Below are 12,978 nucleotides of genomic sequence, written 5' to 3' on the forward strand. Positions count from 1 at the left end.
ATTCGCAATCCAGGAGTTACAGCGCCAACTAGCGCCCCGCTCCCCCAGAATCAGAGGGTTGCCCCTCTACCATGTAATCAACATCGGGCCGGTCTGAGGTGCCGGACACCTTAGTTGTTTCAACTTTCACTACCTTCAAGTATCCAAGGCGCTCAAGACGCACTTTGGATTGCTCTATACGCGCAGAGGAAGCCAAAGCTGACTCCATCTGGCGCAGTTCACGCCGCAAGACTTCATCTGCGGTGCGAGTGTTCCCGCGAAAACTAATACGTCGCACATAAGTGCGCTTTCCCGGATCAATAAAGAAGGTAATTTTTACTGTACTCTCGTCTTCATTGGCCTCAGGAACACCATTCACTTCGGCAAAAGCGTAACCTTTGTTGCCCAAGCGTTTAGCAATATAGTCTGAAGTGGTCGTCACCCTCGCTTGGGAAAACCGCTGACCTTCTCGCACCAATAGCAGGCGGTTGATTTCCTCCTCCGCTACTATCGGGTTTCCAGCAATTTCCACCTCACTAACCGTGTAAACACCACCCTCAACCACGTTAATAGTAATGAATACACTCTTCTTGTCCGGCCCTAGAGATACCTGAGCCGAATCAATCTGGAAACCAAGATATCCACGATCCAGGTAATAGGACTTTAAGCGCTCCAAATCACCAGTGAGTTTCTCACTAGAATACTTATCATCGCTGCGCAACCAAGAGAGCCAGCCAGTAGTTTTAAGCTCAAAAATCTCTTCCAGCTCTTTATCAGAAAAGGCTCGATTTCCTACGATATTAATATGTTTTATCGCAGCAACAGCCCCTTCATCGACAGCAACCCGTAGTTCAACCTGGTTGCGTGGCAGCTCCTTGAGCTCCGCTTTAACACTGGCGCCATATCGACCCTGCGCCACGTACTGGCGTTCAAACTCCTGGGTCAACCCCCTGAGGGTCGAACGCTTTAGGATCTGGCCTTCGGCGAGACCGTATTCCTTCATCGCCTTCAGTAGATCCTCAGTGGCAATCGCCTTGTTCCCGGATATATCTATCTTTGATATAGCCGGTCGTTCTCTCACGGTAATAACAAGAACGCTGTTTTCGTGGCCAATCTGAATATCTTCAAAAAAACCAGTGCGAAACAATACTCGGGTTGCATCCTGAATCTCGCCAGGCTCAACTTCGTCGCCTACCCGAATCGGAAGCGCTGAAAAAACTGTACCTGCAGAAACCCGCTGTAACCCGTCTACTCGGATATCGCTGAGAACGAACGACTGTGCCAAAGCGCTGAGAGGCAGCACCAGGCCCAGAAAGATCGCTTTCAGCAAATACTTCATACCGCTTCCGAGTCGCTTTTACTCACAACACAATCGTGCCAAGACAAAACGTCTCACACGTATAAAAATCTCACTCACATTATCAGCCCGGAAAAAAGCCAATCCAGGGCACTACAAACGTAAAATATCGTTGTACAGAGCCAACCCCATAATGCAGAGCACCAGGGCCATGCCCACCTGTAAACCAATCACCTGCACCCTCTCTGACACAGGGGACCCCTTGATCGCCTCAATACCGTAGTAAAGGAGGTGACCACCATCGAGTACCGGGATAGGCAACAGATTGAGTACACCAAGACTAATACTGAGCAACGCCAGCAATGACAGGAAAGACTGCCATCCCGCTTCCGCGGAAGTACCCGCCACTTTAGCAATGGTAATGGGGCCACTCAAGTTTTTGGTCGAAAGTTGACCAAATAATAGTTTCTTCAAGCTATTCAGGGTAAAGACTGTTTTATCCCAGGTCTCCTGCAAGCCCTTTACTAAAGCGCCGCCCACCCCATAGTGGTAAATCCGTACTCGATCATCGGGCCAAGTCTCTGATACCGGCTGCACTCCGACCTGCCCTATGGTTTCACCGCTGTCCAGCTTGATCTCCGCCGGTGTTACGGACACCGTCAGCGGTTCGCCTCCACGCTCGACAGTGATATCCATTGGAACACCAGCGCGGGCTCTCACATAATCGGTCCAGCTTTGAAAAGATGAAAAGTCACGGCCATCGGTCGAGACAATCTTGTCTCCAGCCTTGAGTCCAGCTGAGGCTGCCGGACTCCCCTCCACTACATTATGAAGAGTCATACTCACCGGTGGAGTCCAGAGCTGCAGTCCAATCTCCCCGAGCGGATCGGGAACTTCACGGCCGGCAAGCCAGCGATTGATATCCGCCACCATATGGTATTCGAGGTTGGAATCCGAATAGCGCACAGAGAATTCTATGGTGCCACTATCACCCAGGCGGTTTGCCAGGCGCCAATTGAGGGCCTGCCAAGTGGGGGTAGCCTCACCATCAACAGCAACAATTTCCTGCCCGGACTCAAGGCCTGCCGACGCAGCAATACTCCCGGGCTCAACGGATTTCACAATAGGAACCGGGCCCGCTGTTCCACCGAGGAACACAGCCCAGAAAAAGACTACCGCCAAAAGAAAGTTAGCGGCAGGGCCGGCAGCGGCAATCGCCATCCTCGCCCATACGCTCTTGCGGTTAAACGCCTGATCCAGCTCTTCAGCCGCTACAGGCCCCTCGCGCTCATCGAGCATTTTTACGTAACCACCGAGGGGGATAGCGGAAATAGTGAATTCGGTACCGTGGCGATCATAGCGGGAGATCAACCGGCGGCCGAACCCCACAGAAAAGCGCAGCACCTTAACACCACACAGACGTGCTACAAGAAAGTGCCCAAACTCGTGGAAAGATACCAGTACACCGAGAGCCACCAAGGCCCAGATTACCGTCTGAATTAGATCCATACTCAGCTACAACTTCTTGTCATACGCAATTTAGCGGCCATTATACGCCGGGCAATGTGTTTAGAGGGCGGCAAGCGCCTGCTTGGCCAGTTCTCGCGCATTGAAATCAATGGCTTCGACTGCCTCGAGTCCCGACAGTTCAACAACGGGAGCCCTATTCATCACTTTTTCTATCACCAATGCAATATCAGTAAATGCTAAACGCCCCTCCAGGAAGGCTTCTACTGCAATTTCATTCGCTGCATTTAAGACTGTTGGAGCACTTTTTCCCTCATTAACAGCCTCTCGCGCCAAACGCAGACAAGGAAAACGATTAAAATCCGGGGCCTCAAAATCCAGCCTGCCTTGCGCAATCAGATCCAAAGCTGGCACCCCTGCATCAATGCGCTGGGGAAAAGCCAGGGCATGGGCAATAGGCGTGCGCATATCCGGATTACCCATCTGCGCCAGTAAAGAGCCATCCCGGTACTGTACCATCGAGTGAATAATACTCTGGGGGTGCACGACTATCTCAATCTGCTCAGGGCGCGCATTAAACAAATAGCACGCTTCTATAAACTCGAGCCCTTTATTCATCATTGTGGCGGAGTCAACAGAGATCTTCCGGCCCATCGACCAATTGGGGTGTGCACAAGCTTCATCCGGCGTCACCGCCCCCAACTCATTCGCAGCCCGTGTGCGAAATGGCCCGCCCGAACCCGTAAGCAGTATTTTTTCCACGCCCGCAGCTTCGAGATCCTCACAGGGGAATGGCAAACATTGAAAGATTGCATTGTGCTCACTATCAATCGGCAACAGTTGCGCGCCACTCTTATTCAAGGCCCTCTGAAATATTGGGCCCGCCATAACAAGCGCTTCCTTGTTCGCCAGTAACACTTTCTTGCCCGCATCTACTGCCGCCAAGGTTGGGCGCAATCCCGCAGCTCCTACGATCGCCGCCATGACTGTATCGACCAGAGTATCGGAGGCAACACGACACAAACCCTCCACCCCACTTAGGACTTCCGTATCCACTTCATCGCCAAGCAGTACTCGCAACTCTTCAGCTCGCGCCTCATCGACAACAACAGCATATTGAGGCTTAAACCGCCGACACTGCTGAGCAAGATCGGCAACCCTTTCACGGGCGGTAAGGGCAAAAACAGAATATTTTTCCGGGTGTCGCGCCAACACATCCAGAGTGCTCACGCCGATCGAACCAGTGGAGCCGAGAACGGTAATTTGTTGCGGGGGAATTACTTGCATAGGCCCTTTTCGTACCTCTGATAGCAATATTGCTGCCACCAAACAATTGCACGCCCAGCATTAAGCTGGGCGCTAGCGAATAAAACACAAAACTGGAGCGGAAACGCCTCTACAGGTATTTCGGCAGCTCGCTCGCTAGTGCGGCCATCGTAAACACTGGAAGAGCCGCGGAAAGGCTATCTATCCGATCGAGGATGCCACCGTGCCCCGGTAACATATGACTACTGTCCTTAATCCCTCTGTGCCTCTTAAACATGCTCTCCACCAGGTCCCCAATAACTGACGCCAGTGCAGTAACCAAGACACCAAAAGTGAACAAGACAGTATTTTTCAGTGGAAGCTCAAATAGGTAGGAAGTTACGAGAGCCAAAATCAAGCAAGCACCCAAGCCACCGAAAAAGCCCTCCCAGGACTTGCCCGGACTAACTTCTCTAGCCAACTTCCGCTTACCAAACTTGCGGCCTACAAAATAAGCACCGACATCCGCCGCTGCAACGATCGCCACCACATAAAGAACCAGCCAGGCTCCGTGATCCAAGCCTCGCAAAACTACCAGTGACAACCAGGTTGGAACTAACACAACAAGGCCTATCAGGCCTCGTACCCATCGGTTGCCCCACAGAGCAGCACTGGACGGGTAGCTTTGCACCCACAAGAAAGCGAGCGCCCACCAACCACAGGCTACAGCCAGAATCTGGCGGCCACGATCGATATCTGGATCATCAAAATTCATTGAAAAGACGTATTGAGCCGTGACCATTAGGGTTAACCCCAGTGCGGCCAAAAAAACGACGCGCAAGGCTCGATTCAAATTCGAGAGGTTGGCCCACTCCCAGCCCGCCAGCAAGATAACCGCCACAAATATCAGTGAAAACCACTGCATTGGAAGTAAAAACAATACCCCCATGAACAGTGCCAATAGCACCAAAGCAGTAATTATTCTTTGTTTTAGCACCGCAAACCCCTTTGTTAGTAACTTGACCACTCTGTCTGGATACTCTGTACAGATCAAGAGCGTGTCGGCAAAGATTTCCAACCAATTTGTATCGCAAGCCTAGCGCCGCAGACTTGCCCGGATCACGCCTGAGCGATCGCGTCATCCCCTCCGCGCGACCGCCGAAGCGGCGATCACGTAACTCATATTCTGCGATAGCCTTATCCAGTTCGGCTTCGTCAAAGTCGGGCCAAAGCGTATCAGTAAAATAGAATTCACTGTAAGCGGCCTGCCAGAGGATAAAGTTGCTAATACGCTGCTCACCGCTGGAGCGGATCAAAAGGTCTACCGGTGGCAGTTCTTGAAGCCGTACGTACTTACCAAGTACATCCTCAGTAATCGACTCTGGGGAGCGCGTACCATCGGCAACCTCTTGAGCCAATCTACGGGCCGCCTGAGCTATATCCCAGCGCCCGCCGTAATCAGCAGCAATTATCAGGTCGCCCTCAGTCCCTTCGCGGGTGATATCTTCCGCTTCGGCTATAGCGCGCTGCAAGCGAGGAGAAAATCGGTCCCGTCGACCAATAACTCTCAGGCGAACCCCTCCTCCCGCATCCGCCGGGCCTCTTTGCGCAAATAGGAATTAAACAGGCTCATCAACAGCTCGACCTCCTTCGGAGGGCGCTGCCAGTTCTCGCTGGAGAAGGCGAACAGAGTAAGCGCTTTAACGCCGCGAGCTTTACAAGCTGAAAGCAGGTCGCGGATACGCTCGACACCGGCCTTGTGGCCGGCTGAAGGGGAAAGGCCCTTTCGGGCAGCCCAGCGCCCATTGCCATCCATAATAATGGCGATGTGACGTGGGCCGGGAGCATGTAGCTCGGTACCACCGATGCTCATTAAATTTCCATCAGATCTTTTTCTTTCGCTGCCAGTGCTTTGTCCACATCAGCGACAAACTGATCGGTAATTTTCTGAATGTCGTCACTTGCGCGACGCTCATCGTCCTCAGAAATTTCCTTGTCCTTGACCAGTGACTTCACGTCCGCCAGCGCATCGCGACGAATATTGCGAATGGAAACCCGCGCCGTCTCTGCCTCACTTTTTGCCTGGCGAGTGAAGTTCTTGCGGGTCTCTTCGGTCAGCATAGGCATTGGAATACGGATAACCGCACCAGCTGTGCTGGGGTTGAGGCCCAAATCGGACTTCATAATGGCCTTTTCGATATCCGGGACCAGGTTTTTCTCCCAGGGAGTTACGGAAAGAGTGCGCGCATCCTCAACAGTAACATTGGCAACCTGAGATAACGGAGTATCAGAACCGTAATAGGAGACGTGGATGCCATCGAGAATACTCGGGTGTGCACGGCCGGTGCGAATCTTGTTGAAATTTCCAGCCAGGGCATCAAGTGCCTTACCCATACGAGCTTTCGCGTCTGTTTTTATATCTTCAATCACGATTTCACTTCCTCTTCAATTAAGGTGCCTTCCACGCCGCCAACCACAATATTTAACAGCGCTCCGCTTTTATCCATGCGGAATACACGTACAGGCATATTGTGTTCGCGACACAGGCAGATAGCGGTCAAATCCATCACGCCGAGCTTCTTGTCGAGAACCTCATCGTAAGTCAACTGGTCATAGCGAGTTGCTGTCGGGTCGAGTTTGGGATCAGCAGAGTAGACGCCATCGACCTTGGTCGCCTTCAAAACCAATTCGGCTTCAATTTCGATACCGCGCAGACAAGCTGCAGAATCAGTGGTAAAGAAAGGGTTGCCGGTACCGGCAGCAAAAATCAGAACTTCGCCACGCTCCAGGTAGCGAATAGCCGCACGGCGATCGTAGTGATCGACAATACCGCTCATTTGAATCGAAGACATCACTCTCGAGGAGATGTCAGATCTTTCCAGGGCATCGCGCAGTGCCAGGGCGTTCATTACCGTGGCCAGCATTCCCATGTGATCACCGGTCACACGGTCGAGACCTGCAGCGCTCAACGCAGCCCCACGGAACAGGTTGCCGCCGCCAACAACCAAACCCACCTGGACCCCAATACCGACCAGCTGCCCAATCTCCAGGGCCATTTTGTCCAGCACCTTGGGACTGATACCGAAACCCTGATCACCCATCAGCTCTTCGCCGCTGAGCTTTAACAAAATTCTCTTATACTTGCGGTCTTTAATACCGGGCATTCGTTAGTCCCCTTCAATGTACCTGTTAGTGGCCAGGCCTTGCCGCTGAACATTACAACAATTTCAGTCATTTACACAGAGGGGTGCTCCACTGTGGGTAAGAAACCCCAGCGGAAGCACCCCACTGCGATTGAGCGCCCGAGGGCACCCAATAATATGCGATTAAGAAGAGGACTTAACCTGGGCCGCAACTTCCGCTGCGAAATCCACCTCTTCCTTCTCGATACCTTCACCCACTTCGTAGCGAACAAAGGAAACCACATCGGCACCGGCATCTTTAACCAGTTTGCCAATGCTTACGTCCGGGTTCTTAACAAAAGGCTGCTCTACCAAGCTGTTCTCTTTCAGGAACTTCTTGATGCGGCCACCCATCATTTTCTCTACGATTTCAGCCGGCTTGCCTTCCATATCCGGCTGAGCCTTGATGATGTCCTTTTCTTTTTCCAGGACGTCAGCAGGCATATCTTCCGGCTTGTTCACCTGCGGGTTAACCGCAGTCACGTGCATGGCAACATCTTTGGCCAGCTCGATCTCTCCACCGCTCAGAGCTACCAGGGCAGCGATGCGGTTGTTGGAGTGAACGTAAGCACCTACAACTGGGGCTTCAACCAGCTCGATACGACGCACGCCGATGTTCTCACCGATTTTCTGAACCAGTGCTTCACGAGCAGTTTCCAGCTCGCCTTCCATCAGGGCAGCTACGTCTTGCTGGCGATCGGCAAATGCCTTCTCCACAACCTTGGCAACAAACGCCTGGAAGTTTTCATCGCGAGCAACGAAGTCAGTCTCGGAGTTCACTTCAACCAGTACGCCGTAGCTGCCGTCTTCTGCAACTTTAGCGGCAACAACGCCGTCAGCAGCGGTGCGGCCAGCTTTCTTAGCGGCCTTCAGGCCGGAGGCTTTGCGCAGGTCTTCAATCGCCTTTTCGATGTCGCCATCAGCAGCCGTCAGAGCTTTCTTACACTCCATCATCGGCAGGCCGGTACGCTCGCGCAGTTCTTTTACCATAGACGCGGTAATCGCCATGATTCAATCCTCGGGGTTCTGTCACTAAAAATTAGAAAAAAGGGGCCGTAATTCGGGCCCCTTTTTGAGTTCGTAGTGTAAAACGACTGTGTTACACCACTTAGCCCTGCAAATTACTCTGCAGCGGCTTCGTCATCGTTAGCTTCGACGTACTCGTCCTTCGCAACGGTGTTACCAGCTTCTGCAGCGCCAGCAAGTACTGCGTCGGCTACAGCTGTGGTGTACAGCTTGATTGCGCGGATAGCGTCGTCGTTACCGGGGATCACGTAATCAACACCAGCGGGATCGCTGTTGGTGTCGACAACACCGATTACGGGGATACCCAGCTTGTTAGCTTCCTGGATAGCAATGCGCTCGTGCTCAACGTCGATTACGAAGATCGCGTCAGGCAGGCCACCCATATCCTTGATACCACCGATGGAGCGCTCAAGCTTATCCATGGCACGGGTACGCATCAGAGCTTCTTTCTTGGTCAGCTTCTCGAAAGTACCGTCCTGAGACTGGGCTTCCAGCTCACGGAAACGCTTGATGGAAGCGCGGATGGTTTTGTAGTTGGTGAGCATACCACCCAGCCAGCGGTTGCTGACGTAAGGCTGGCCACAACGCTCTGCCTGCTCTTTGATAGACTTCTGTGCAGCACGCTTGGTGCCAACAAACATAATCTTTTTCTTTTGAGCAGTCATGCCCTTGATGATCTGCAGGGCTTCGTTGAAAGCCGGTACAGTGTGCTCAAGGTTGATGATGTGAATCTTGTTGCGGGCACCAAAGATGAATTGACCCATCTTCGGGTTCCAGTAGCGGGTCTGGTGACCAAAGTGAACACCAGCCTGCAGCATATCGCGCATACTTACTTGCGGCATAATAAACCTCTATATATACGGGTTAGTCCTCCACGTATCCCATGCGTCAACCCCTTTCAGGGCACCCAGACACATGTGTCGATGCGTGTGCGGCTTTTACTCGCCCAGGGAGTATCCCCAGGCGGCGCGCTTTATACCACAAGTGCACCCCATAGTGAAGAATTGGCACCGATTTCGCGCAAATGATCACGCCTCAATACTATTGGCGGGACGCCTGGGCCACGCTTGCGCCAATAGCGGCAAAATGTGTCCTACAGCCAGCAATCCGCTACAATAGCCCGCCTCTTGGGCGCTACCCGCCCCAACCCAGAAACAAAGGATACGCATGACCTCAGCCATTAAGACCCCAGAACAAATCGCCAAGATGCGCACCGCAGGCCGCCTCGCCGCAGAGGTGCTGGAAATGATTGGCGAGTATGTCGTTCCAGGAGTCACTACCGAAGAACTGGATCGACGCTGCCACGAACACATCGTGAAGGTACAGAAAGCGATCCCGGCCTGCCTCGGTTATCGCGGCTTCCCAAAATCTATATGCACTTCCGTCAACGAAGTGGTGTGTCACGGTATCCCCTCCGAGAGCAAAATTCTCAAGAAGGGCGACATCATTAATATCGATGTGACCGTTATCAAAGATGGCTGGTACGGTGACACCAGCAAGATGTTCTTTGCCGGCAAGCCCGCCGCCCACGCTGAACGCCTGGTACAAATCACCCAGGAGTGCATGTACAAGGCCATCGAAATTGTCCGCCCCGGCACTACCCTCGGCGATATTGGCCACGTCATCCAGCAGCACGCTGAGAAAAACTATTACTCAGTGGTACGCGACTTCTGCGGACACGGCATCGGCGACGTCTTCCATGAAGACCCACAAATTCTTCACTACGGTCAGCCGGGAACTGGTGAAGTGCTCAAAGAGGGCATGACCTTCACCATTGAACCCATGATTAACGCAGGCAAAGCGGCCACGCGCGTGCTGGGAGATGGCTGGACTGCGGTAACCAAGGACCGCCGTCTCTCCGCCCAATGGGAACACACCATGGCAGTGACTAGCGACGGGGTAGAAGTACTCACAGCACGTAGCGAGGAGAACTTCTAAAGCCGTACTGACAGTGCCGCGAGGAATAATTGCAATACTCGCGGCACCACAGTAGCGAATCTCCGCAAACCGAACCCAAGCCGCCCCCACCTGCGGCAGCCCAAGAGCAAAACGGACTTCCCATGCAGCCAGTCAGCCCTCCCTACTTTGAACGCCCCCTGTTTTTCTTTGATCAGTCTCGTTTTCGCAGGGATTTAAGCTTCGGTGACAAACCCACTCTGGAGATATTCAAAGATGCTGTCGGCGCAGCCGAACGGCAAATGGCAGAGCGCTTTCGCGAAGGAGAGGACGTTGTCACACTGGTACACGAGCGCGCCCTGTTTGTGGACTGCCTTCTGCATTACGCCTGGCACCAGTTCGAGTGGAGAGACGGTATCGGGCTTCTCGCTGTGGGCGGATACGGGCGCGGAGAGCTGCACCCCCACTCCGATATCGATTTACTCATCCTCTCCAGCGATCACCCAACCCCGGATACCATCGACAACATAGAGCGCCTGGTAGCCTTTTTATGGGACCTGGGCTTGGATATCGGCCACTCTGTACGAAACATCGAGGAGTGCCTGGAGTTGGCCGCGAAGGACATCACCGTGGCCACCAACCTCACCGAATCTCGCACAGTTGTCGGCGACAGCACTGTTGGCGAGCAACTAACTGCACAAATGGAACACAAAAGGCTCTGGCCCACCGAAGAATTCTTCAAGGCCAAGCTCGCCGAACAGAAAAAGCGGCACAGCAATCAGCAGGCTGCTGAATATATTCTCGAGCCCAATATTAAGAACTCTCCCGGGGGCCTGCGGGATATCCAGACAATTGCCTGGGTTGCCAAATATTTTTTCCAGGTGCGCACCCTGAAGCAACTGCAGGGAAAGGCATTTTTTACCGAGGAAGAGTTCGCCATATTACAGTCCGGGGAAACCTTCCTCTGGCGTGTGCGCTACGGCTTGCACCTGCTCGCCGGCCGCGCGGAAGAGCGACTATTGTTTGACTACCAAAGAGAACTGGCGAAGCAATTCGGTTATGTAGATAGCGACACCCAGCTCGCCGTTGAGCAGTTTATGCACAACTACTACCGCATCGTGATGGCACTGCAGGAATTGAACGATGTACTTCTCCAATATCTCGGCGAAGCCATCCTTCAGCGCAAAGGCAGCCAGCTGGTCATTCCGCTAAATGAGCGATTCCAGCTGCGCGACGGCAATATTGAGGTTACCCACCCCCAGGTATTTAACCAGGAGCCCTCGGCCCTGCTCGAGATCTTCGTGCTGATGGCCAACAACCCGGATATTAGTGGGGTACGTGCCTCCACCATCCGCCTGATTCGCGAGCACCGACACCTGATCGACGACCAGTTCCGCGCAGATCCGAAAAATACCCAGTTGTTTATGCAGCTGCTTCGCTCACCCCGGGGCTTGTCGACACAGCTATCCCGAATGACCCGCTACCGCATTCTCGGGCGATACCTACCAGAATTTGGGCAGGTAACCGGGCAAATGCAGCACGACTTATTCCATATCTACACCGTGGATGCCCACACCTTGCAAGTTGTGCGCAATATGCGCAGCTTCCGGAGCCCCGAGGCGCGGGAAAAATTCCCGATTGCAGCGGACATTCTCGAGCGCATGCGCCAACCGGAACTGCTGTATATCGCCGGCCTCTACCACGATATCGCCAAAGGGCGCGGTGGCGACCACTCCAAACTGGGCGTTGTGGATGCAGCGGAATTCTGCCAGCGCCACCACCTGCCCGCCCGCGACCGGCGTCTGGTTTGCTGGCTTGTAGAAAAGCATCTATTGATGAGCCAGGTTTCTCAGAAGCAGGACATCAGTGATCCCGAAGTCGTGCACGCATTCGCCCGCGAGATGGGTGACCGCGAACACCTGGACTACCTGTACGCCCTCACTGTCGCAGATATCAATGCCACCAACCCGGAGCTCTGGAACAGCTGGCGGGCCAGTTTGATGCGCCAGCTCTACCAGGCCACCCGGCACGCCCTGCGCCGAGGCCTGGAAAACCCCATCGACCGGGAAGAAATCATCGAGGAAACCCGCTGCCAGGCAATGGAAAAACTGGACGCTATGGGACTTCCGCAAGCTTCGGTGGAAAATATCTGGGCACAAATGGGGGATGACTATTTTGTTCGCGAGACCGCTGACAATATCACCTGGCACACTTCAGCCATCCACGAACTGCACAGCAGCCCCGACACCAGCCAAAAAGACACCCTGGTTTTAACGCGAAACTCGGGGCCCGGCGAGCACGATGGCGCTACCCAGGTTTTTGTCTACACGCCTGATAGAGCCAACGTATTTGCCGCAGCGGTTACCGGGCTGGATATGCTCAACCTGAACGTTCACGATGCGCGCCTGTACAATTCTGCCTCTGGTTATACGCTGGATACTTTTTACGTGCTGGATGAAGCGGGCCAACCGCTACTGGACGAACCCCAGCGCCTAGCGCAGATTCGCGACACTCTACAGCAGGAGTTGGCCCTGGTTGAGGACTACTCAAAGATCATTCAGCGACGTACGCCCCGCCGCCTTAAAATGTTTGAATTGAAGAGCCAGGCTCATCTCTCCACTGAGCCCGGCGATCATTACAGCACCCTGGAAATTACCAGTGCCGACAGACCCGGCTTGCTGGCCCGCATCGCGCGTATTTTTATTTCCCACGATCTGCGCCTGCACAATGCAAAAATTTCGACACTCGGCGAACGAGTCGAAGATATTTTTCACATTACCGACGCCGAGGGATCACCACTTACCGACATCGAGGCCAACGGCGCACTGGAAAAAGCCATTTGCCTGGAACTGAACAACCAAGACGCCTAACCGAAAAAACGCCCGA

10 protein-coding genes and 1 pseudogene are annotated in these 12,978 nt (G+C 53.5%); 2 read left to right on the forward strand and 9 right to left on the reverse strand.

Features of this window, described 5'->3' with window-relative positions:
* Positions 1–28: 28 nt before the first annotated feature.
* The 9 genes and pseudogenes from bamA to rpsB form a co-directional block, all read right to left on the reverse strand.
* Positions 29–1,318 (reverse strand): outer membrane protein assembly factor BamA, encoded by a 1,290-nt coding sequence (gene bamA, locus QT397_20010; GenBank protein WNZ55135.1) that lies wholly within the window; start codon positions 1,316–1,318, stop codon positions 29–31.
* Between the two features lie 111 nt (positions 1,319–1,429).
* Positions 1,430–2,785 (reverse strand): RIP metalloprotease RseP, encoded by a 1,356-nt coding sequence (gene rseP, locus QT397_20015; protein WNZ55136.1) that lies wholly within the window; start codon positions 2,783–2,785, stop codon positions 1,430–1,432.
* A gap of 60 nt (positions 2,786–2,845) precedes the next feature.
* Positions 2,846–4,030, reverse strand: coding sequence for a 1-deoxy-D-xylulose-5-phosphate reductoisomerase (ispC, locus tag QT397_20020; protein WNZ55137.1), 1,185 nt, complete (start codon positions 4,028–4,030; stop codon positions 2,846–2,848).
* A gap of 109 nt (positions 4,031–4,139) precedes the next feature.
* Complete coding sequence (locus QT397_20025) at positions 4,140–4,985, reverse strand: phosphatidate cytidylyltransferase (GenBank protein ID WNZ55138.1); 846 nt, start codon at positions 4,983–4,985, stop codon at positions 4,140–4,142.
* A gap of 160 nt (positions 4,986–5,145) precedes the next feature.
* Positions 5,146–5,861, reverse strand: a pseudogene (uppS, locus tag QT397_20030) (polyprenyl diphosphate synthase).
* Positions 5,861–6,418: a ribosome recycling factor gene (gene frr, locus QT397_20035; GenBank protein WNZ55139.1), complete on the reverse strand. Its 558-nt coding sequence runs from the start codon at positions 6,416–6,418 to the stop codon at positions 5,861–5,863. Before frr ends, uppS begins: the two are co-directional and overlap by 1 nt.
* Complete coding sequence (gene pyrH, locus QT397_20040; protein WNZ55140.1) at positions 6,415–7,152, reverse strand: UMP kinase; 738 nt, start codon at positions 7,150–7,152, stop codon at positions 6,415–6,417. The genes frr and pyrH overlap by 4 nt, the downstream gene beginning before the upstream one ends.
* Positions 7,153–7,314: 162 nt before the next feature.
* Positions 7,315–8,178, reverse strand: a complete 864-nt coding sequence (tsf, locus tag QT397_20045) for a translation elongation factor Ts (GenBank protein ID WNZ55141.1) — start codon at positions 8,176–8,178, stop codon at positions 7,315–7,317.
* A gap of 113 nt (positions 8,179–8,291) precedes the next feature.
* Positions 8,292–9,038, reverse strand: coding sequence for a 30S ribosomal protein S2 (gene rpsB / locus QT397_20050; GenBank protein WNZ55142.1), 747 nt, complete (start codon positions 9,036–9,038; stop codon positions 8,292–8,294).
* Positions 9,039–9,363: 325 nt separating this feature from the next.
* Between rpsB and map the strand changes: the two genes are divergently transcribed.
* Together map and QT397_20060 are read left to right on the forward strand one after the other, a co-directional pair.
* Positions 9,364–10,134 (forward strand): type I methionyl aminopeptidase, encoded by a 771-nt coding sequence (map, locus tag QT397_20055; GenBank protein ID WNZ55143.1) that lies wholly within the window; start codon positions 9,364–9,366, stop codon positions 10,132–10,134.
* 122 nt (positions 10,135–10,256) lie between these two features.
* The gene (locus tag QT397_20060) at positions 10,257–12,962 is read left to right on the forward strand and encodes a [protein-PII] uridylyltransferase (GenBank protein WNZ58571.1); all 2,706 of its coding nucleotides are present in this window, start codon (positions 10,257–10,259) and stop codon (positions 12,960–12,962) included.
* Positions 12,963–12,978: the final 16 nt, after the last annotated feature.

It is taken from the genome of Microbulbifer sp. MKSA007, from assembly GCA_032615215.1.
Lineage (GTDB): Bacteria > Pseudomonadota > Gammaproteobacteria > Pseudomonadales > Cellvibrionaceae > Microbulbifer.